Annotated in this window: 19 protein-coding genes and 1 pseudogene; 11 read left to right on the forward strand and 9 right to left on the reverse strand. The window is 63.9% G+C overall.

Annotation, left to right across the window (positions count from 1 at the left end; translation table 11 throughout):
- The first annotated feature begins 264 nt into the window (after nucleotides 1-264).
- From C7453_RS15515 to C7453_RS15525, 4 genes are all read left to right on the forward strand, one after another.
- Nucleotides 265-834, forward strand: coding sequence for a cytochrome b (locus C7453_RS15515; protein ID WP_114728672.1), 570 nt, complete (start codon nucleotides 265-267; stop codon nucleotides 832-834).
- The gene (locus C7453_RS19000) at nucleotides 831-971 is read left to right on the forward strand and encodes a hypothetical protein (RefSeq protein ID WP_170143249.1); all 141 of its coding nucleotides are present in this window, start codon (nucleotides 831-833) and stop codon (nucleotides 969-971) included. Before C7453_RS15515 ends, C7453_RS19000 begins: the two co-directional genes overlap by 4 nt.
- A gap of 126 nt (nucleotides 972-1,097) precedes the next feature.
- Nucleotides 1,098-2,561, forward strand: a complete 1,464-nt coding sequence (xylB, locus tag C7453_RS15520) for a xylulokinase (RefSeq protein WP_114728674.1) — start codon at nucleotides 1,098-1,100, stop codon at nucleotides 2,559-2,561.
- 56 nt (nucleotides 2,562-2,617) lie between these two features.
- Nucleotides 2,618-3,175 carry a DsbA family protein gene (locus tag C7453_RS15525; RefSeq protein ID WP_114728676.1) on the forward strand — a complete coding sequence of 186 codons (558 nt, stop codon included), beginning with the start codon at nucleotides 2,618-2,620 and terminating at the stop codon, nucleotides 3,173-3,175.
- A gap of 41 nt (nucleotides 3,176-3,216) precedes the next feature.
- On the opposite strand, the gene C7453_RS19005 is transcribed toward C7453_RS15525, so the two are convergent.
- Both C7453_RS19005 and C7453_RS15530 read right to left on the reverse strand, forming a co-directional pair.
- The gene (locus tag C7453_RS19005; RefSeq protein ID WP_170143250.1) at nucleotides 3,217-3,390 is read right to left on the reverse strand and encodes a hypothetical protein; all 174 of its coding nucleotides are present in this window, start codon (nucleotides 3,388-3,390) and stop codon (nucleotides 3,217-3,219) included.
- A 110-nt stretch (nucleotides 3,391-3,500) separates the two neighbouring features.
- Nucleotides 3,501-4,283, reverse strand: a complete 783-nt coding sequence (locus tag C7453_RS15530; protein WP_245949083.1) for a S24 family peptidase — start codon at nucleotides 4,281-4,283, stop codon at nucleotides 3,501-3,503.
- An 86-nt stretch (nucleotides 4,284-4,369) separates the two neighbouring features.
- On the opposite strand from C7453_RS15530, the gene C7453_RS15535 reads away from it, so the two are divergent.
- The 4 genes from C7453_RS15535 (at nucleotide 4,370) to C7453_RS15550 (ending at nucleotide 8,067) form a co-directional block, all read left to right on the forward strand.
- On the forward strand, nucleotides 4,370-4,648 hold the full coding sequence (locus C7453_RS15535; protein ID WP_114728680.1) for a hypothetical protein: 279 nt from the start codon (nucleotides 4,370-4,372) through the stop codon (nucleotides 4,646-4,648).
- The gene (locus C7453_RS15540) at nucleotides 4,629-4,901 is read left to right on the forward strand and encodes a hypothetical protein (RefSeq protein WP_114728682.1); all 273 of its coding nucleotides are present in this window, start codon (nucleotides 4,629-4,631) and stop codon (nucleotides 4,899-4,901) included. The genes C7453_RS15535 and C7453_RS15540 overlap by 20 nt, the downstream gene beginning before the upstream one ends.
- A 27-nt stretch (nucleotides 4,902-4,928) precedes the next feature.
- Complete coding sequence (locus C7453_RS19010) at nucleotides 4,929-7,454, forward strand: topoisomerase (protein WP_170143251.1); 2,526 nt, start codon at nucleotides 4,929-4,931, stop codon at nucleotides 7,452-7,454.
- Between the two features lie 121 nt (nucleotides 7,455-7,575).
- Complete coding sequence (locus C7453_RS15550; protein WP_114728775.1) at nucleotides 7,576-8,067, forward strand: cupin domain-containing protein; 492 nt, start codon at nucleotides 7,576-7,578, stop codon at nucleotides 8,065-8,067.
- Nucleotides 8,068-8,474: 407 nt separating this feature from the next.
- Here C7453_RS15550 and C7453_RS15555 read toward each other — a convergent pair whose 3' ends face one another.
- Complete coding sequence (locus tag C7453_RS15555) at nucleotides 8,475-8,813, reverse strand: VOC family protein (RefSeq protein WP_114728684.1); 339 nt, start codon at nucleotides 8,811-8,813, stop codon at nucleotides 8,475-8,477.
- 109 nt (nucleotides 8,814-8,922) lie between these two features.
- On the reverse strand, nucleotides 8,923-10,101 hold the full coding sequence (locus tag C7453_RS19195) for an SDR family NAD(P)-dependent oxidoreductase (protein WP_211311083.1): 1,179 nt from the start codon (nucleotides 10,099-10,101) through the stop codon (nucleotides 8,923-8,925).
- Nucleotides 10,102-10,268: 167 nt separating this feature from the next.
- Between C7453_RS19195 and C7453_RS19695 the strand changes: the two genes are divergently transcribed.
- Nucleotides 10,269-10,655 carry a winged helix-turn-helix transcriptional regulator gene (locus C7453_RS19695; RefSeq protein WP_114728686.1) on the forward strand — a complete coding sequence of 129 codons (387 nt, stop codon included), beginning with the start codon at nucleotides 10,269-10,271 and terminating at the stop codon, nucleotides 10,653-10,655.
- Nucleotides 10,656-10,967: 312 nt separating this feature from the next.
- Here the strand turns inward: C7453_RS19695 and C7453_RS15575 are convergent.
- From C7453_RS15575 to C7453_RS15595, 5 genes and pseudogenes are all read right to left on the reverse strand, one after another.
- Nucleotides 10,968-11,312 (reverse strand): annotated as a pseudogene (locus C7453_RS15575) (IS5-like element ISMex42 family transposase); the annotation flags it as partial.
- A 7-nt stretch (nucleotides 11,313-11,319) separates the two neighbouring features.
- Nucleotides 11,320-13,626 (reverse strand): TonB-dependent receptor, encoded by a 2,307-nt coding sequence (locus C7453_RS15580; RefSeq protein ID WP_114728779.1) that lies wholly within the window; start codon nucleotides 13,624-13,626, stop codon nucleotides 11,320-11,322.
- 106 nt (nucleotides 13,627-13,732) lie between these two features.
- On the reverse strand, nucleotides 13,733-14,416 hold the full coding sequence (locus C7453_RS15585) for an aspartate/glutamate racemase family protein (protein ID WP_114728688.1): 684 nt from the start codon (nucleotides 14,414-14,416) through the stop codon (nucleotides 13,733-13,735).
- Nucleotides 14,416-15,888 carry an MFS transporter gene (locus tag C7453_RS15590; RefSeq protein WP_211311085.1) on the reverse strand — a complete coding sequence of 491 codons (1,473 nt, stop codon included), beginning with the start codon at nucleotides 15,886-15,888 and terminating at the stop codon, nucleotides 14,416-14,418. The genes C7453_RS15585 and C7453_RS15590 overlap by 1 nt, the downstream gene beginning before the upstream one ends.
- A gap of 107 nt (nucleotides 15,889-15,995) precedes the next feature.
- Entirely contained in the window at nucleotides 15,996-16,844 is an 849-nt protein-coding gene (locus C7453_RS15595) for a MurR/RpiR family transcriptional regulator (RefSeq protein WP_114728690.1), read from the reverse strand.
- 605 nt (nucleotides 16,845-17,449) lie between these two features.
- On the opposite strand from C7453_RS15595, the gene C7453_RS15600 reads away from it, so the two are divergent.
- On the forward strand, nucleotides 17,450-18,406 hold the full coding sequence (locus C7453_RS15600) for a hypothetical protein (protein ID WP_245949084.1): 957 nt from the start codon (nucleotides 17,450-17,452) through the stop codon (nucleotides 18,404-18,406).
- Nucleotides 18,407-18,494: 88 nt separating this feature from the next.
- A complete protein-coding gene (locus tag C7453_RS15605; RefSeq protein ID WP_114728694.1) occupies nucleotides 18,495-21,227 on the forward strand; it encodes an aminotransferase class I/II-fold pyridoxal phosphate-dependent enzyme in 2,733 nt (910 codons plus the stop codon).
- Nucleotides 21,228-21,239: the final 12 nt, after the last annotated feature.

A 21,239-nucleotide genomic window follows, 5' to 3' on the forward strand; every position in this document is an offset into this window, starting at 1 on the left:
CTATGCCAGCCTGACCTTCAATGTCGGCTGGCGCCTGCGCGGCCTGCCCGCCGACCTCGACCAGAACGGGTTCGGCAACAAGGGCGCTTTCGGCAACCTGTCCCTGACCGTCGGATACTGACGGGGCTGCCCTTTCGCGATTGTTTGGGCAGGGCTGCCGCCGTTTCTGATCACGGCTGGGAGGTGCATGGTCTGACGGTTTCGTCATGATGGACGCGATCGGAGGGTTCATGCTTCTGTCGGTGGGACAGGGAGCGTGGTGCCATGGACGGGATGGGGATGCCGGGTGCGGTTGGAGAGATGGCCGCGCCGGTGCGCTACAGTGTCGAGACACGGTGGCTGCACTGGTCGTGCGCGTGGCTGGTCGTGGCGCAGTTCGGGCTGGGGGAAGTGATGCACCGGGTGCCGCAGGGGATGCGGGGGCCGGTCGTGTCGGCGCATCTGTCGCTGGGGGTGTTGCTGGCCGCGCTGTTTGTGACGCGTATTGTCTGGCGGGTGACCGGAGGGCGGGCGATCCGCTTTCCTGCCGGCGACGGGCTGGGCGGCCGCGCGGCGGGGGCGATGCATGGTGTGCTGTATCTCTTGCTGGGGATGGTGATCGCGCTGGGTTATCTAGCCCGGTGGTCGGGCGGTCGGCCGGTGACGGCGTTCGGGGCCGTGATCCGGTCGCCTTTCGGGCCGATGTCGCAGGCGACGCATCATCTGTTCGGCGGCGCGCATGGCTGGCTGGCCTGGGCGATCATGAGTCTGGCGGCCTTGCATGTGGCGGCGGTGCTGTATCATGCACGGGTGCTGCGTGATGGCGTGCTGCGCCGGATGTGGGGCAGGGCTTGATGCGGACGGGAGCGCGGATGATGGCGCTGGCCCTGCTGCTGGTGTTGGCGGCGTGCGGGGTGCGGGACGGCAGGGGGCATGGCCATCGTGCCTCCGGGCCTTATCTGGATGGCGGGGCCGGGTATGGCGCGTCGTGACGCGGATGTGAGGCGACGCGGGTTGGTTTGCTGATCTCTCTGATTTGAAAGGGTGTTTCCGGATTTTGTGCCGAGAGGGGCGCTTGCGCTATCGTCGGGCCGTGCGCACCGACAGGGAGCAGGGCGATGTATATCGGCATTGATGCGGGAACGTCCGGGATCAAGGCGGTGCTGGTCGATGAGGACCAGACCGTGCTGGCCACCCGAACCGAGGCGCTGACCAGCCAGTCGCCGCATGCGGGCTGGAGCGAGCAGGACCCGGAAGCCTGGTGGTGTGCCCTGCTGGCCGCGATCGACGCCCTGCGCGACAGCCATCCGCGTGCGGTTGCGGCGGTACGGGGGATCGGCCTGTCGGGGCAGCAGCATGGGGCGGTGCTGCTGGATGGCGGCGGACGGGTGCTGCGGCCCTGCATCCTGTGGAACGATGTGCGGGCCAGTGCGGAATGCGCGGTGTTCGAACAGCGTTTTCCCGACAGTCGGACGGTGACCGGGAATATCGCCATGCCTGGCTTCACCGCGCCGAAGCTGCTGTGGGTGGCGCGGCATGAGCCGGAGATCTTTCGCGCCACGCGGCATGTGCTGCTGCCCAAGGCGTGGCTGCGCTATCGGCTGACCGGCGAGATGATCGAGGAGATGTCTGACGCGTCCGGCACGTTGTGGCTGGATGTGGGGCGGCGGCAATGGTCGGAGGCGGCGCTGGCGGCGACCGGTCTGCCGCTGGCGGCGATGCCGGCGCTTTGCGAGGGGACGGACCGGGCGGGGGTGTTGCGCCGCGAACTGGTGGAGCGATGGGGGATGGATGCGCCGCCGGTGCTGGCCGGCGGGGCGGGCGACAATGCCGCCGGGGCCGTGGGGCTTGGGGCGGTGCGGCCGGGCGACGCCTTTGTCTCGCTGGGGACGTCGGGAGTGGTGTGGGCGACGACCGACCGGTTTCGGCCGGGGCCGCGCGCGGCGATCCATGCTTTCTGCCATGCCGTGCCGGGGATGTGGCACCAGATGGGGGTGACGCTCTCGGCGGCATCCTCGCTGGCCTGGTGGGCTTCGGTCGTGGGGCGGAGCGAGGCGGAATTGCTGGCGGAACTGCCGGAAGTGATCGCGCGGCCTTCGGGGCTGCTGTTTCTGCCTTATCTGTCGGGGGAGCGCACGCCGCACAACGATGCCGGCATCCGGGGGGCGTTTATCGGGCTGGAGCGGAGCACGAGCCGGGCGCAGATGACGCAGGCGGTGCTGGAAGGCGTTGCGTTTTCGCTGCGTGATGCGCTGGACGGGCTGGCCGGAGCCGGGTCGGTGCTGGAGCAGGCCGATGTGATCGGGGGCGGGTCGCGCAGTGCGACGTGGCTGGGGATTCTGGCCTCGGTGATGGGGATCCGGCTGCATCGTCTGGCGCATGGCGAGCAGGGGGGCGCGTTCGGTGCCGCGCGGCTGGCGCGGCTGGCCGTGACGGGAGAGGATGTGGCGGCCGTGTGCCTGCCGCCCGAGCGGGTGGAGACGATTGCGCCGGATGACGCGTTGCAGGCGGCCTATGGCACGGTGCTGCCGCGTTATCGGGCGTTGTATCCCGCCTTGGCTGATTTTGCTTCCGTGCCATAGGGTTGCGGCGTGAGCGGCCGCCGTGTCGGGTTGGCCGGAAGAGGGAGGATGATGCGATGGCGCAGGTGACGGGCTGGCGGGCCGATCCGCTGGTGTGGGGGCATGGGCCCCGGCTGTTCGAGATGTTTCTTGAGCCGACCTGTCCGTTCTCCGTCCGTGCTTTCGGCAAGATGGATGCGTTTCTGGCGGCGGCGGGGGAGGAGCGGGTGACCGTGCGGCTGACGATGCAGTCGCAGCCCTGGCACATGTATTCCGGTGTGGTGACGCGCTGTGTCATCGCGGCTTCGACGTTGCCGGGGGGCAGGGAGAGCGCGCGGGCGGTGCTGGCGGCCGTGGGGGCGCATCGCGAGGAGTTCGAGTTCGCGCACCATTGCGGCGGCCCGAACATGGATGCCACGCCGAGGCAGATCATTGCCCGGCTGGAGGCGTATAGCGGCTTGGCGCTGGCGGAGGCGTTCGCGATTGCGGACCTGGACCGCGAGATCAAGCGCCATTGCCGCTATGCGCGGCAGAACGGCATCCATGTCTCGCCGACCTTCATGATCGACGGGCTGGTCGATCCGGCGATCGGCAGCGGGGATGCCGTTGCGGACTGGGTGGCGCGCCTGGGGTGAGGCGCGGGATGTCCGGGCGGCCCGCAGCCGCCCGGCGTTCGTTAGAAACGGTGGTGGTAGTAGTCGCCGCGCCAGCCGCCGTGATCGTCGTACCAGCCGTAACGGCCGTTGTGATGGCCGCGGTGCCAGCCGCGATAGGGGGCGCGTTCGTAGGTGCAGGCCGCCAGCGTGAGTATCGCGAGCAGCGCGCAGGTGGAGCGGAGCAGTCTGGTCATGCTGGGGTCTCCTTCAACTGGTCCCATCCGTCGCCGGGGCGGCGCGTCGGGTCAGGCTGACGGGAAATCGTGGCGGCTTCGGGACGGAAACGCCCGATCGGGCGTCGAGATCATTTCCAGACCCACTTTCCGACGACGCGGCCGTTGATGTGCACCTCGTCCAGCGCCCGGGTGTAGGTGGGGTAGCCGGGATTGATGCTCATGATCTGGACCATGACCGGGTCGGTGGTGCCGTAGACGATCTCCAGCCGTTTCAGCACCAGGCCGAAGCCGTCCCACAGCACATAGACGCCCGGCGGTGAGGGCGTGCGGTGCGCGGTATCGACCAGCACCCGTTCGCCGGCCTGGTAGTCGGGCTCCATGCTGTCGCCCGCGACGCGCAGGACCACCAGGGCCTCCGGACTGTCGGTGAAGGCGCTGAGGAAGCGGCGGGGCAGGAACCAGTGATCGACCGGCTGGGGGCCGTCCTCGACCGCCATGTGGCTGGGCAGGGCGCCGGGGCCGGCCTGCGGGGCCACGTTATATTCGGGAATGCGGAACTGGCCCTCGGTCGGCGGCGGGTCGCGCTCGACGGGGGCCGCGCCGAACGGGGCGCGGGGCGTGGCGAAATGCGGGCGGCGCGGTGAGGCCTCGCTGGCGTCATGCAGGGTGCCGGGGGCCAGGGGCTCCCAATTCGGGTCCGCGTCGTCGCGGAACACGTTGGCGCTGACGGCGAAGCGGCGGGCGAGGGACTCGCGCACGTCCTCGGGCAGGCGCTGGGGCGTGCCCTTGTGGATATATTGCTGGAGATAGGCGTGGTTGCGCCCCAGCGCGAGGGATTCCGCCTTCAGGTTGCTGCCGGCCTCGGCAATCAGCCTGAGCAGCGCGTAGCGGGAGGGGGTCAGGACCGACATGACCCTATTATGCCGAGCGGAATAGGGAATTCCCAATAGGATATATCCTCTTGACGGCAGGATTATGCCTATTATTGTGCCTATCCATGCGGACTGATCCTGTTTTTCTTTCCTATCGGCAAGATCCCCTGCTGGGGATGATCGAGCGCTTCCTGACCGAGAGCGGCCTGTCGGCGACGGCTTTCGGCGTGCTGGCGATGAAGGACCCGCGCTTCGTCCATGAGATGCGGGCGGGGCGGGAAGTGCGGCGGGCGACACGGCTGCGCGTCGTGGCGTGCATGCGCGATGCCCGGACACGGGATGGGGGAACACGGCCGGTCTGCCCGACGGAGCACGGGGGGCGTGATGAGGCCATCGAAATATGATTGGGCGCGGCTGGACCCGCAGGTGGATGCCATGCTGGCGAAAGGGCTGCGGGTGACGCAGGTGGCGCAGGCGCTGGAGATGCGGGTGCAGACGATCCGCGACCGGCTGAGTTATCGCCGCCGGGCGCCGAGGGCCGGGATGAAGCGGGTGGCGCCGAAGCTGATCGACCGGACGTGCCTGAATTGCCGGGCCGCGTTCCAGGTGGTCTCGCCGTTCCTGCGGCTGTGCCCGACCTGCCGGGCCGAATGCTGACCTCTGCTGAAACGACAAGGAAAGATCATGACGGGAACGGCAGGCATTCCGTTCGATGCGATCAACGCGGCGGCGCTGGCGAACTGGCCGGCGCTGGTGGCGGGCTGGCTGCCGGCGGGCCGGCGGCGGGGCGATGAATGGGTGGTGGGCGGACTGGACAATGCGCCGGGGCGGTCGCTCTCGATCAATCTGCGCACCGGGCTCTGGGCTGATTTTGCCGGCGGGCCACGTGGGGGGGACCCGATCAGCCTCTATGCGGCGCTGTATGCGCGTGACGACCGGGTGCGGGCGGCACGCGAACTGGGGGCGCTATTGGGGGTGGAGGCGGGCGGGCCGGTGCGGCGTGCGGCGGCGGACGAGGATGAGGATTGGCGGCCCGGCGTGCCGCCGCCGGGGGCGCCGATGCCGGACCTGGCGGGGTGGGACCATGTCTATGCCTATCGCGACGCGGCCGGGCGGGTGATGCGCTATGTCGTGCGGCGTGATGCGACGGCGCATGCGCGCAAGCGGATCATGCCGCTGACCTGGGGCACGTTGCGGGGCGAGGGCGGCGAGCGGACCGGCTGGCATCCGCGCCATGCCGCCTTGCCGCGCTCGCTGTACGGGCTGGAGCGGGTGATGCGGGCACGCACCGTGCTGGTGTGCGAGGGCGAGAAGGCGGCCGACGCGGCGCAGTGCCTGTTTCCGCGCATGGCGTGCGTGACGTGGACGGCGGGCAGCGGGCATGTGGGCCGGGCGGACTGGAGCGTGCTGGCGGGGCGGCATGTGATTCTGTGGCCCGATCATGACCCGCCGGGGGCGAAGGCGGCGGCGGAGATTGCCGCCATTCTGGGCGGGATTGCCGCGACGGTGCGGCTGGTGGATGTCGGCGACCTGGAGCCGGGAGACGATGCGGCGGATCTGCGCGTGCCCGATGCGCGGGCGTGGCTGTGCGAGCGGGTGGGGCCGGTGCTGTGCGGCACCAGTGTGAAGCGCGCCGGGGCGCAAGGCGGGCCTGTGGTGGCGCGGCGGGTGGCCGGGCTGGAGCCGATTGCGGTGCGCGGCGGGGAGATCGACCTGGTGGCCAGTGCCGGGGAGCGGGCGCTGGTGGCGGCGAATGCGCCGGTTTATCAGCGCGGTACCCGCCTGGCGCGGCCGGGGCGGCGCGAGGTGGCGGCTGCGGACGGGCGGCTGACGCAGGCGGCGTGCCTGATGGATGTCGGCGTGCCGGCACTGACCGACCTGTTGTGTCAGGTGGTGGAATGGCGGCGGTTCGACCGGCGCAGCCAGGGGTGGAAGGCGATCGACCCGCCGACGGCGGTGGCGCAGGTGATTTTGAGCCGGGCGGGGACGTGGCCGTTTCCTGTGCTGGCCGGGGTGATCACCACGCCGACGCTGCGGCCGGACGGATCGGTGCTGATGGCGCCGGGTTATGATCTGGCGACGCGGCTTTATCATGTGGACGATCCGACGCTGGAGCTGAGCCTGCCGGAACCGACGCGGGTGGCGGCCGAGGCGGCGCTGGCGCTGCTGGAGGGGCTGCTGGTGGAGTTTCCCTTTGCCGCCGAGGCCGACCGGTCGGTGGCGCTGGCGGCGATTCTGACCACCGTGGCGCGCGGGATGATGCCGGTGAGCCCGCTTTTTGCCTTTCGGGCCAACGCGCCGGGGTCGGGGAAGAGTTTTCTGGTGGATCTGGCGAGCGTGATCGCGACCGGGCGGGTGTGCCCGGTGACCAGCGCGGGCGAGGATGTGGCGGAGATGGAAAAGCGCCTGACCGGGCTGCTGCTGGCGGGCTATCCGATCATGTCGCTGGACAATGTGAATGAGGAACTGGGCGGGGACCTGCTGTGTCAGGCGACGGAGCGGCCGATCCTGCGGCTGCGCGAACTGGGGGCATCGTCCAGCGTCGAGATCGAGAACCGGGCGGTGATCTTCGCCACCGGCAATGCGCTGCGGGTGCGCGGCGACATGACGCGGCGGGCGTTGCTGGCGACGCTGGATGCCGGGGTCGAACAGCCGGAACTGCGCCGGTTTGCCCGTGATCCGGTGGCGGACATCATGGCCGATCGCGGGGCGTATGTTGCCGCCTGCCTGACGATTCTGCGCGCATGGATGGGGAGCGGGGCGGTGGTGGACCTGCCGCCGCTGGCCTCGTTCGAGGGCTGGAGCCGGACCGTGCGGGCGGCGCTGGTGTGGCTGGGGCGGGCCGATCCGTGCCTGAGCATGCAGGCGGCGCGCGAGGATGACCCGGAGCGCGGCGAGTTGCGCGAGATGCTGGGCCTGCTGGCCGAGGCGGCCGGGGTGGGACGGCATTGCGGGCGGACGGTGCGGGAGATCGACGATCTTTCGGCGCTGGAGCGGCAGGATTCCGCCGGGTATCGCGACGGATTGCGGCACGCGGAGTTGCGGGATGCGCTGCTGCGCATTGCCGGCACGCCGGCCGGGCGGCTGAATTCCCGCCGGTTGGGGCGGTGGTTTCTGGCGCGGCGGGGGCGGGTGATCGACGGGCTGCGGGTCGTGGAATGCGGGATGGCGCATGGCGGCGTGAAGCGTTGGGCGGTCGAGCGGGTGTGATGCGGGCCTGCAACCCTGGCGGGTGGCGTGTCGTTGACCCCTGATGGAAATGGGAGTGGTGCCCATGGGGAACGATCAGCGTCCGTGCGGCCGGGCTGGGGTGCTGGCCCTGCTGGCCGGGATGGTTTTTGCCGTGTGCCCGGTTGGGGCGGCCGATGCGGAGACGGCGCCGCCGCGCCCGACGATGTGGTACTGGCATAACTGGACCGATCATGACGGCATCAGCCACATGACGAAATGTCCGGTGCGGGATTTCGACCTGAAGACGATGTCGGCGCCGGCCGGGCCGCAATGGCAGGACCGGCTGAAGAGCGGCCCGGAGCAGGTGATCTTTACCGTGCAGCCGGCGCACTGGAATGGCGCCTGGCATCCCGACCCCAAGGTGCAATGGATCATTCCGCTGAAGGGCGCATGGTATGTGACCGCCATGGATGGGCACAAGGTGGTGATGGGGCCGGGAGAGGTGTCGCTGGGGGAAGATCAGTTGAGCCGGAGGGACCCGCAGGGGCATGTGGGACATGATGCGGGGAATGTGGGGGACGATCCGGTGGAACTGATGGTGGTGCAGGTGGACGAGGCGCCGACGGTGGACCAGCCCTGTCGCTTCAGGTGAGGGACATGTGGTGAGCGCGTGCTTCCAACCCTCGTCGGAGGGTTGGAGCCGCGGGGGTTTCTGGGGCCGGTTGGATCTTGAATTTCTTCCCATGTTGTAGGAATGGAAGAAGGAGACAGAACAGGCACTTTTACGGACGAGACATGGGCGATCCGGGAACCTCTGATTGAGGCGGTGCGCCCAAGGGGCAGGATGTCGCCCCATGGTCTGCGGCGTACGATAGCAGCGATATTTTCCTATGGTTGGTTTTTGTATTGCTATCATGACCCTGCCCTCAACGTAATCTCGGTAATGAGTCAGGCTATGTAAATTTTGATCTGCTTTTGAATGCCGTCGGATGATCTGTGTCAGGCGGTATTCGTCAGAAAAATTCCAGTTCACTGGTTTAGGCGAAGTCTCTGATTCGATTATTCCGCAACGAGGTCGAATGTGTTGCCATCGGGATCGAGTAATGTTGCGTAACGGATCTGTGGCAGCTCATATTGTTTGACGAGCGTTGAGCCGATGCTTAGCAGGTACTGAATCCGATGGTCGAGATCAGGTATTCTGAGATCGAGATGAACGCGGTTGCGTTGTGTGGGAACGTCTTCGATCTTCTGAAACTGGATGAGAGGAAGGTCGGGCGATGGAGTCAGTTGGACGATCTGGCCATAATCATTGCCAATCGCAAGCCCTGAAGCCTGCGACCACCATGCGGCGAGTTTCTGCGGATTTGCGGTGTCGATAGTAACAGCGTGAATTTTCATAATCTGTTCCCTTGTTACAGGAGTGGCCCGAGCGGAAATGAACTGCGAGGGAGAGGCAGCAATGGTGATCCTCACAATTGCCCCGACCAGTGCCCGTCGCCTTACCGGTTCAGCGTGCGCCGTCGATGATGGATCCGCCATCGGGCGTCAGAGAATAACCCGTCATGAACTGGGCATCCTTGCTGACCAGGAAGAGAACCACAGGGGCGATGTCTTCTTCCGGGGAACCATAGCGACCGAGTGGATTGGTCGCTGGCGGCACGTTTGCCTCCGGCCCCCAGGTTTCTGCGACGGGGAGAACATTGTTGACGGTGATCTTGTCACCGGCCCATTCACGCGCAGCCGTTCTGGTCAGCGCACGCACGGCTTCCTTGGCCATATTGTAAGGCCCCATACCTGCAAGGCCGATGATCCCGGCCATCGAGCCGAAATTGATGACGCGCCCTGTGCCGCTGGCCTTGAGATGAGGATAGGCTGCCTGCATGAAGTGCAGGTAGGCGGTTGGTCCCATGTCGAAATTGCGCTGAAGCTGCTCTGTCGACAGATCGAGGATCGACGAATAAGCGACGGTTGCATCGAAGGCATTGTTCACAAGGATGTCGAGACCGCCATAAGCAGAAACTACCTGGTCCACGGCTGCCTTGATCTGGTCCGCATTTCCCGCATCGGCGGGGATAGCCAGAGCGGTACCGCCAGCGGCTTGAATATCGGCCACAACCGCATCGACGCCAGCCGGTGTGCGTGACAGCACGCCAACCTTGGCGCCTTCGGCTGCAAACAGTTTGGCGGTGGCGCGACCGATGCCACGGCTGGCGCCTGTGACGAGTGCGATTTTTCCTTCAAGTCGTCCCATGGTCATTTCCTTTGGGTGTTTAAGGTTTTTTTCTGTGTCAGCGCGTGCGGGCCATTGCATATGGAGACGGGACGGCACGGCACGTGCAGTGTTCTGGGTAGTGAACGAAGCTGCCAGCAGCACCAGACCGATCAAAGCGGGCGAGGCACCCTGAGGTTTTCGAACCCCGAGATGTGCCGATCCGGACAGGAGCAAGTGAAAGAAGATGCCCGCATAGGCCAGATCGCTCAGGGGAACGCTGATCCGTGAGAGGATTGCCAACGGTCCCAGAATCTTGACCGCGATCATGAGCGGCACGAGGTATGGTGCTGGATAGTTCAAGTCCGCCAGTGTCTGTCGAACCCACTCAGTTTTCGTCAGGTACAAGGTCGCGGAGCCGAAATAGAGCAGAGACAGAAGGAGTGTACTGATCCAGTAAAGAATGGTTGCGGTCATAACTGTTCCCGATCGCACCGTGCTTCGATGAGGTCATCGGCCCGATGTCACGCTGTATTCATACGCTCATTGGGGCTGACACCACGAGCGTGTATAAGATTTGATCTTCTGTATGAATTGGCGCAAGTAGGATGAATTAATGACAGTATGTATGGAAAATATGACTAATGGCTGACGATGATTTCACCATGCAGGATGAGATGCGGCGCGCCTTCTCGATGCTTTCAGGCAAGTGGAAGCTTGAAATCATGTGGTTGCTCAACCAGCGCGTTCATCGATTTGGCGAATTGCGCAAGGCTATACCCGGCATTACCCAGCACATGCTGACCGCCCAACTCCGCGAACTGGAGGCAGATGGTCTGATTTCCCGTACGGTTTATGCGGAAGTTCCACCGCGTGTGGAATATGAGATGACCGCCAAGGCACGCGGCCTCGGGCCGACCATGGAAGCACTGACCGCATGGTGGTTGGAACATGGTAAGACCGTACCTCAGAAGCCAGTCAGCCGAGGCCGAAAAGTAGGAAACGCATCGGCGGTGAAAAAAGGAAATTAATAGACTTGTTCCGTTTTTGAAGCATTTTCAGTCTCGTTCATCTGAATTCGGATTTTACCAGAGTGAAGAGGAACAAAGACGGTTTGAAGTTTTTCGGTGTCTCCTATTCTGTTTGATGGGTGTTCATCAGGGGCGTTTCACTCCAGGGCTTGCCGCAGAAAACAAAGCGATAAAAGCGATCATGTATGTCCAGATAGGTCTAGGGCCTGTTAGGGCTTGATCCAGTTTGCAGCGGCAGCGATGTGGATCACCGCGAGGAACGACGTTGTTGCTTTTTCGTATCTGGTTGCGACAGCGCGTCACTCCACAGAAGGCTTTTCCATGCCCATCAGCGATCACGCAGACTTTCGTGCCATGGCCGCCGCGAGAGCGGCCAAGTGCTTCACGATGGTCTCGCTCTTCGAAAGAGGTCCCTTTTTTGGGGCTCTCGCCGCTTTGTGGTGAGCCCTGATGTTCGTGCCATCCAGAAAAGTCATTCCGAACGCCACTCCTTGTTGTTCCTGAACCCGTTCGAGCAGGCGTTCCCATACGCCGAGTTTCGTCCTGCGGATGAAAAGCTGCGCCGCCCGCCACCAAGGACCCAAGTTCAGCGGGGATGTTCCGCCATTTCGCACCATTCTCATGGCGCGAAAAAAACGCTGCTATCGTACGCCGCAGACAGGCCCTAGTACGTGACGTTGATGCGTGCGCCGACGAAGCGTGGCAGGCCGGGTGTGACGCCGTAGAAGGTGGCCTGTGTGCTGCTAGAGATCCAGTAGCGGCGGTCGGCGAGATTCTGGCCATAGACCGTGACGGACCAATGTTGCCTCGGGGCCGCGAAGGTCAGGAAACTGTTCACCAGGAAATAGGCCGGGGCACGATACATGCCGGTCTGCCCGATATATTGGGGCTGGGTCTGGGCGCCGCGATAACTGTAATCGGCGTCGAACGTCATCTGGTAGTCTTTCATGACGTTCCAGGTGTAGGCGGCGGCGCCGCTGAGCGTCAGGTCCGGAAGGCCCATGGAATAGCCGGCATAGTTCGTGGTGATCGGCGTCCATACGCCCGTTGCCGCGAACTGCGCGGTCATGGCCGCGCGGTTATAGCTCTGGAACTGCGTGTAGGCGCCGTATTCGTAGCCGAAATTCTGTGTCAGGACCATGCCGGGGAAGGGGTGGGCCTCCATGTCGAACTCCGCACCGTAGATGTAGGAGCGCGGGGCGTTGACATAGCCGCCCAGGACGCCGAAAGGCGGGGGCACGAGAACCGTGTTCCACTGCTGCTGATCGCGATAATCGTAGTAGAATCCGGCAGCGTTGAAGCGCAGGCGGCGATCGAAGAGCATGGCCTTGAAGCCGCCTTCGTAGGACAGGACCTGCTCCGGCTTGAAGGGCTTTATCTGTGAGGCGATCTGCATGATGTTGGCGCTGAACCCGCCGGGCTTGAAGCCGCGGCTGATCATGAAATAGCCCATGATGTTGCGGGTGGCCTGATATTGCGCGCCAAGCCGCCCGGCAAACTGGTTGGTCAATGCTCCGCTGCTGCCGAAATTGGTCGGGGTGCCGACGACCGCCCCGGTATCGAGATTGTAGATTGCATTCGTCGCGTTGAGCATCTGGCGATCGTCGGATTCATGATTGATGGCGCCGATCAGGCGCAGCTTCGGGAGAATCGCGTAGGAAAGCTGGACGTACTGGTTGAAGTTCTGCTGATTTTCCGAATAGCGCGTCTGGTTCAGCGGCGTGCTGCTCGGCCGGTCCGAGGAATCGTACCAGAAGCTCTGCGCCATGCGCGAGCGGCTGTAATACAGGCCTGCTTCCCAATGGAAGCGGGCGGAAGGCTGGTTGGATTCCAGCTTGATTTCCTGGGAGAACACATTCGACTGGTTGTTGCGGAACATGTTGCCGTAGGCCAGGATCGAGTTCGTCTGGTTGGTCAGCTCATGTTCGTCGACCGATTCGTATGCGCTGATCGTCGAGAGACGCGCCCATGAAAAATCCTTGGTGTACCGGACGTTTGCACCCCAGAAGATGTTGTCTTCGCGCGGCTTGCTGTTGTTCGGGTTGATGCCGATTATTTTTGCGAATCGTGGGTCGAGCCCCCACTCCGTTTCCATGATGTCCGACGTGACCGGGATATGATACCCGTTATACAGATTATGGCCGGATGAGGATTCCGACTGGTCCGTCGTCCAGTGACCGCCGACTTCGAGGCGGGATGTATCGTCGATCTGCCATTTCAGCTTTCCGCGCAGCGCGCCCAGATTGGCATTGCCGTATCCCTCACCCTGCGCATTATGCTGGAAACCGCCGCCTGTCATGGATTGTCCGGCGATGCGGACGAAGACCGATCGGGACAGGGGGCCGGAGATGAAGCCTTCGACGCGGTTGCGCCCGTAGCTGGAAATGTCTTCGGTCAGTCCGGCGTGGAACTGGGGTGTCGGGTCGCCGGTATGGAAGTCGATTTCGCCACCCGTCGTGGCCTGCCCGTGGGTGAAGCCTGACGGCCCCGGCGCGATGGAGACATCCTCCATATCGAACAGCAACCCGGACGTCATGATGCTGATGGGATAGGCGACGCCATCGACATAGGGCATGACCGACGGTGTGTTGTTCTGCGTGAAATCCATCAGGCCGACGCCGCGAATGGCGAAATTCAGCGCCGCGCTGCCGAACGAGGGCTGGATGATCAGGTTCGGCGCGACGCGCACGATGTCGGTGAGCGTCCGGATATTGCGGTTGAGCAGGTCCTGCCGGGACAGGATGGTTTCGGAATGGGCTTCGTGCTGGCCCGCGCCGCTGACGCCACGCCGAACCGAGACGACGAGGTTTTCGCCCGCCTGTGCCTGTGCCGCCGTCGGACGGGCCTTGCCGGCATGGCGTGCGGGACCGGGATGGGCCGGTGCCGCGTTGACTGCCGGGCTGTGCGAGGGCTGAACGGTCTGGGCCATGGCCGACATGGGCAACAGGATCGTCGCCAATGTGCCCACCATGCCGATCCGGTGCCTGGAGAAAAGTATATTATATTGATATCGAAACATTTTATGTCCTTTCCTGCCGATGTTCACTGTCTTGTGCCGGGAGGGATGTGAGGTCGGGCTAGAGCGTCATCGATCGTGCCGATTCCATCTGCGCCATGACCTGGCGGATGGCCGCCGGGATGGGGGCGATGATCGGCATGTCGAATGTCTTTTCCAGGCAGATGGCGGCCTGGCCCAGGGGGCCGCCGCCAATGATGACGGCCTGGGCACCATCTTTACGAATGCAGGCGTCGACGGCTTCGGCCAGCTTTCCGTTCAGCCGGTCGCTGTCGGCTGTCAGGGCGGTGGGATCGTCGGGGGTGCACTGGACCCCTGTATAGAGCGCGCCGAGGCCGAGCATTGTGGCGCGCTGGTCGATGACCGGGATCAGCTCCGGGGTGACGGTGGCGACGCCGAACCGGCGACCGCCCGCCGCGGCCTCCAGCATGGATGCCTCGCACAGGCCGGTCGCAGGCAGCAGGCTGCGCTTTCTGATGACGTCGAGACCTGGGTCACCGAAGGCGCTGACGATGAAGCCGGTGCAATATGCGGCGCCGACCTCGGCAATTTCCACGACTTCCTCGGCTGCCGCGGCGAGTTGAGATGGCGTGAGGATCATGGGTGGGGCGCGGGTTGCGGTGGCGCCGAGCAGTTCTGCCGTCTCGTCCAGTTCGGCGCGGGCGATCTGCAGCATCATCCGCGTGGTTGCGGCGGAACTATTGGGATTGATGAGGAGGATGCGTTGAAAGGGATGGGACGGCATCAGGGCCGGTCCTGCGCGGGGAGGGAGGCATATTCCATGGATCGATCGAAGGTTTCCGGGCTGAACTGGATACAGACCAGACAGGCGCCATACATGATTGCGACGAGGGTGAGGACCGCCCCCAGGCCGTGATGATCGAAAAGAGAGCCGGTGACGGTTGGCATGATGGCGCCGGCGGCCGAGCCGGCGGCCAGAACGACGGCGACGCCGAACGCCCTGCTGCGTGTCGGATAGAGTTCCGGCACGTACACCCAGATGGATGTATTGAGCAGAAGCGCGAAGACCTGGAAAATGACGGCGCATGTCATGACGGCATCGGCATTGTGCGCGGCGGAGAGAATGCCGGCGACGGACAGGACGGCGCAGAGCGCGCCGGCCGTGAGGACCTTTCTGCGGGGGACGGAACGCGCCAGGAACGAAGCGAGGAGCGTGCCGACGACGCTTCCGGCCTGGGTGATCGACGTATCGACCAGACTGTTGGTGTAGCTGTGGCCCAGGCTCATGAAGATGGTGGGAAGTAGGGTCAGGACGGAAAGCTGCGCGCCATAGCACATCAGGATGGCGCACGAGACGAAGAGCGTCCGGCTGAGATAGGGCGGCGCGAAGATGCTGTGCCATGCGGCCGGCCGCCCGGCTCCGTGCCCCGGTGGCTCTGCCGTGACATAGGGCGTGCTGGCGCCCCGCAGCGTGCGCAGGGAGCCCGATGCGAACTGCGACAGGACGGTATTGGCTTCCGCGATCCTGCCGGCGGACACGAGGAAGCGCGGTGTCTCCGGCATGAAGCGGCGGTAGAACACGACCAGAAGGCACGGGATGGCCAGGGACGCAAAGAGAAAGCGCCAGCCATTCGGCCCGGGGAACAGGGTGAAAACCAGCAACCCGAACATGGGGGCCAGGAAATTGCCGATGCCGCCCGCGCCGACATTCACCAGGCCGGCGGCCGTGCCGCGAAAGGCGGGCGAACAGAACTCGGACAGCATGGTGACCGCCGTGGAGACCTCGCCGCCGATGCCGAAGCCGACGATGACCCGAAAGACGCAGAGGGCCGTGAAGTCGGGAGCCAGGGCGCAGCCCAGCGAACCGGCGGTAAAGAGCAGCAGATTGGTGCCGAGCATGACACGCCGGCCATGGCGGTCGCCGATCAGGCCGGACAGGAGGCGCCCGGCGGCGGCGCTGGCGAAGGTGAGGGTATTGAGAAAGCCGATATCGGCCATCGTCAGGCCCCACTGACGACGCAGCAGCGGGCCGACGATGCCGACCGTGTTCTGCTCCAGGCTGTCGAACAGGCAGCCCGACAGGATCAGCGCGATGACCTGTTTATGGGCCTTCGTGACGCCGATCTGTACAAGGGCCGCCTCCATCTGCTGCATGGCGGACAGGGGGGATGCCGAGCGGGCGGGAGAGGCCCCGGCCGCGGCATCCTGTCTGTCGTCCAGAGCATCCGGGTGCAGTGTTCGTTCCATGGTCGGCATGAAAACACGTTTTCATGTTTGTGTCATGGTGAAAATGTATTGCCGAAAAGAAATTCGGTTGCCTGCCGGACGGCCCGCCATGGCCGGAGCCGGCGGCGGGGGGGATGTCAGTTCTGGGCCAGTTCGTCTGCCTGTTCGTGGGCGGCTTCCATCGCCACGAGCCGCCGCCGGCCATGCGCGCCCGAGGCATGGAACAGGCGCGTGATCAGCAGGCTGCAGACGGCGGCGACGGCGACATGGCTGTCCAGCGCGCCGGGGCCTTTGGTATCGCAGCGCAGGACGCGATTGACCGTCTTCGTTTCACCATAGAGGTGATCCGTGATCAGGACCGTCTTCATGCCGGTCTGGCGGGCGTGTTCGAGCAGCAGGTCGACCTGGCGCACCCGCCGCCTGACGCCGAAGACGACCAGGCAATCGTCCTTTTCGAAATGGGCCATATGCTCGGCGATGGTCTCGCCCGGGCCGGGAATGAGCTGGCAGAGGGGGAGGAACTGGTAGATCTGCCACCGGAAATAGGCGGCGAAGGCCTGGTTGCTGCGATAGCCGGCAATCCAGACCATGCGCGCGCGCGATATCCACTGCACGACATCGTTCAGGGCCTGGTCGGACAGGGCGGCGAAGGTGGCATCGAGACTGGCGTGGCTGTAGGCCAGGCCGGCGGCGATCGTATCCGGCTGGTCGCGCTGCTTCGCATCGAGCATGAGGGGGGAGCCGAGCGTCTTCTCGGAGCGGACGCTGTGGCGGGCGGCGCTGAAATCGGAATATCCCAGCCGCCGGACGAGCCGTGAAACGGTTGCGTTGGAGACGCCGGCATATCCTGCCAGTTCCCTGGCTTCGTAGCTGGCGAGGTCGCCGGGGAAGTCGAGAATGAATTCGGCCAGTCGTCGCTCGGCGTCCGGCAGGTCATTTATGGCATTCAGAATGCGTTTTACGAACGATATGGATGACGATGGCACTTCGGAAGATCCGTTGATGGCATAAATTCGGATATGGCGCGGATTTGGGGCGGTTTTATCGGTCTATGGTCATGGTGATTTCTTTTTTCGTTCTGACGGGCGGCAGGTGCGGGCGGTCGGTGTCGTGGGGGCTGGGCGGACAGGGCCCTATTATGCCGGGCGGAACGGGGAATGCCCAATGGATTGTACCCTGTCGCCAGCGGAGCGATGCCGGGGTGGGATGAAGGGCCGGACGGCGGCGATTTATCCGTGGACCGGTGGCGGATTGCGTGACGGCGTGTGGGGGCATGAAGGGCGCTTTCGGCCCCGGCCGATGCCGGATATCGGGACGGGGGAGGGGGCGGCGTGCGGCCCGCATATAACGGGAAACATGCCGATTATTCGGATTCATTGAAGAAAAATTAAGTATTTTGGCTGACAGTCCCGTCACTTGAGGGTGGCTGAAGGCGGGAAAGTGAAAGATGAGGCGTTTTGCCATTAAGTTATTATGTCTTTCATTTTTCCCTTTTTTGAACGGATGTTACAGCATAGGCAATTACAGGCTGGGGAAAGACCAGGACCAGTATTCGGTATCCATCATAGAATCCAATAAAAAACAGACATTGATGAATCTTGTCCGCCTTCGCTATGCGGATACGCCCGGCCTGCTCGATACGACGCAGTTGATATCGGGCTACCAGTTGCAGCGCAGCGCCTTTGTCGGCGTGGCTTCGGATACATTTCCGATCCGGCCCAATGGTGGCCTGGCGGCCCAGTTGCAGGAGAGCCCGACCTTTACCTTTCAGCCTGTGACCGGCGATGCCTATGCCCACAGCTTTCTGCGCCCGTTGCCGCCCGCGACCCTGCTGCCGCTGGCGATGGGCGGGCTGCCGATCGACGTCCTGATGCGGCTTTCGGTGCAGTCGATCAACATGATGAGCAACAACCGGCCGTTTTCGAGAAACAATGGCGATATCGACGACCATATCAACCCGAATATCGGCGATTTCTTCGAACTGATTCATGACCTGCGGCTGCTCCAGGCATCGGGCCTGCTGAGTATCCAGTTGCAGCAGGTTGCGGAAGTGCCGGGGAAATCGGCGGAGGCGAGCCATGTCTATCTGGGCATTGCCTCGACCCGTGATCCGGCGCTTTTGAATGTCGTTGCCAGGACGCGGGAGCTTTTGAACTTCTCGCCGCACGATACCCGCATGGAAGTGGTGTATGGCGTGGGAGAGCCCCGGCCGGGCGAGATACGGGTGCTGAGCCGGAGCATGCTGAGTGTTCTTGGGCAGGTTGCGTATCAGATCCAGGTTCCCGACGACGAAGTGACGTCGGGCAGCACCACCCGGCATGTGGATATGTCGTTGCGGAACGAAGAGAAATCGCTGATCGCCGTTCATTCCGGCCACGAGGCCCCGAAAAGGGCATTCGTGTCCGTCTTTTACGACAATTATTATTACTGGGTCGACAAGGGCGACTTCGAGAGCAAGGTGGCCTTTACCATCACGCAGATGCTTTTCGAGCTTTCGAAGACGTCGCAGACCCCCGGTGCCCTCGTGACGATTCCCGTCAGCAAATAGGCCGGTCCGCAGCGCCCGCGCCTTTCACGAAGACTGCACGCATGCCGGCCGGCTGGGCCTGGCGTGGCCGTGAAAAAGGAACCATGTCATGACGTATCCTGTATCGACGGAACAGGCCCCGCATTCCCTGATCGGCGCTGCGCTGGCGACGCCGGCGCTGCGCGCGGACCGCTGGCTCTCGGTTCTGTCCGTTGCCCGCAGATGGGCGGAGTCGGGCGCTGCGGAGAGCAGGGGCGCCCTGACGCGGGCCCTGGCCGACCTCAAGGAATTCGAACGATTTTTCGCCTATCCGGGGGCGGCGCTGCTCGATCGGCTGAATGGCTGGCTGGACGATGACGACGCGAAGGCGTTCCTGCGCCTGGCCCAGCGTATCTCGACCACCATCGTCTCGAAGAAATACCATCGGGATGTGAATGCCTGGAGCACCGACGAGCAGGAGGACGACCCCCTGAACCGTCTGCCGCAGGCGATCACGCACCAGAAGAATACGCCGTATTTCGAGGTGCTGAGTGTCGTGCCGCACGCGCCCAGCCGCTGGAAGCTGATCCACGAGGAAGTTGCCGGGGTGCGCAGGCCGGAAGATGATTTCGTCTATCAGGCCGTCATCGTCGGCAATGCGCCCGATGCCCTGACGGCGATCCTGCTGAACCCGGATATCGGTGCCGTCGTGCTGTATGAGGGGTTTTCGCCGGACGGGAGCGGGGACAATCCGCTGCTCGACGTATTCCGCAGCGTCATCGACATTTCGCCGGCCGGTGACGATGAGATCCATGTGATCCGGCTGGCGCAGGCGATCAGGAAGATTCGCCCGGAACTGGATCTCTATCTTCTGAGCGACAGGAATATCGAATCCCTGTCCGGGCGGCCGGAGAGCCGTATCATCAATCGCATCTTCTACCAGATGGAGGAGCCGCTGGAGCTGCATCTGTCCATTCTGGAAGGGATACGCAGGCGCTACAGGACGCCGTTTTTCGACAATCTGAAACGCTATGCCCAGCGCCCGATCGCGACGTTTCATGCGTTGCCGATCGCGCGCGGCAAGTCTGTGTTCATGTCCAACTGGATCAGCGACATGGGCGAGTTCTATGGGCCGAACCTGTTCCTGGCCGAGAGTTCGGCGACGACCGGCGGGCTGGACAGCCTGCTGGAGCCGACGGGGAATATCAAGGACGCGCAGGAGATGGCGGCCCGGGCCTTCGGCGCGGACCATGCGTTTTTCGTGACCAACGGCACCTCGACGAGCAACAAGATGGTGCTTCAGGCGCTGCTGGCCCCCGGCGATATCGTGATCCTGGACCGGAACTGCCATAAATCGCACCATTACGGGTGCGTGCTGGCGGGGGCCCAGCCTTATTACGTCGAGGCGTTTCCGCTGGTCGAATATTCGATGTACGGCGCGGTGCCGCTGCGTACGATCAAGCAGGCGCTGCTGGCGCTGAAGGCGCAGGGCGAACTGCACCGCGTGAAGATGGTGGACCTGACCAACTGCACGTTCGACGGCCATGTGTACGATACGCGCAGGGTCATGGAAGAATGTCTGGCCATCAAGCCCGACCTGATCTTTCTGTGGGACGAGGCGTGGTTCGGCTTTGCGCACTGGTCGCCCCTGCTGCGCCAGCGCACCGCCATGGGGGCCGCCGCCGCGCTGACGGAAGAACTGGCTTGGCCGGAAGCCCTGGCGGCTTGGGAAGCGCAGCGGAAGGCGCTGGGCGACGCGCCCTCGGACCAGGTGCTGCTCGATACGCGCCTCGTGCCCGACCCGCGTGCGGTGCGCCTGCGCATCTACCAGACCAATTCGGTCCATAAATCGATGTCGGCGCTACGGCAGGGGTCGATCGTGCTGGTTCGCGACGTGGATTTCGAGCATGTCGAATCGCAGTTCCATGAGGCCGTCTTTACCCATGCCTCCACCAGCCCGAACCTGCAGATCATCGCCTCGCTCGATGTTGCGCGGCGGCAGATGCAGCTTGAGGGGTATGGGCTGGTTGCCAATGCGTTGCAGGTGGCGCTTGAAATCCGCAGGCAGGTCAACAGCCATCCGGTGATCTCGAAATATTTCCGGGTTCTGGGCAGCGCGGAGATGATCCCCGATGCGTTCCGTGCGTCCGACCTGAAGGATTACAACGACCCGGAGATGAGCTGGGCGAAGGCGATCCGCGCGATAAAGGATGACGAGTTTCTGCTCGATCCGACCCGGATGACGCTGTCGTGCGGGCATGCGGGATTCGACGGCACGACCTTCAAGAACATCCTGGCCGAGAAATTCAATATCCAGCTCAACAAGACGTCCCGCAACAGCATTCTCCTGCAATCCAACATCAATAATACCCGGAGCGACATCGCGCTGCTGATCCGGGTCCTGATCGATATCGCGATGCAGATCGAGCAGAAGATCGCGGAGAATGGCGAGGCTTCGCGCAGAGCGTTCCAGAACCAGGTGCGCGAACTGGTCGAGGACCTGCCGACGCTGCCGAATTTCAGCCGTTTCGACGACCGGTATCGCGAGGATGCGACGGGCGACACGCTGCATGGCGATATCCGCCGGGCCTTCTACGATGCGTATAACGAGGCGGAGTGCGAATATCTGCTGCTGGACAGCGAGGAGGTGGACAGGCGCCTGCAGTCGGGGCCGGAACTGGTGTCGGCCAATTTCGTGATTCCGTATCCGCCGGGCTTTCCGATCATGGTGCCTGGGCAGGTCATTACGCCGGGGATCGTCGCGTTCATGCGCAAGCTCGATGTGAAGGAGATCCACGGTTTCAACCGGTCGCTTGGCCTGAAGCTGCTGAAGCGGACCGCCGGTGACGGAGCCGGCGCGTAAAGCGCGTGATCT

Origin of the sequence: Gluconacetobacter liquefaciens (assembly GCF_003350405.1) — a bacterium.
In the GTDB taxonomy this organism is placed as follows: domain Bacteria; phylum Pseudomonadota; class Alphaproteobacteria; order Acetobacterales; family Acetobacteraceae; genus Gluconacetobacter; species Gluconacetobacter liquefaciens.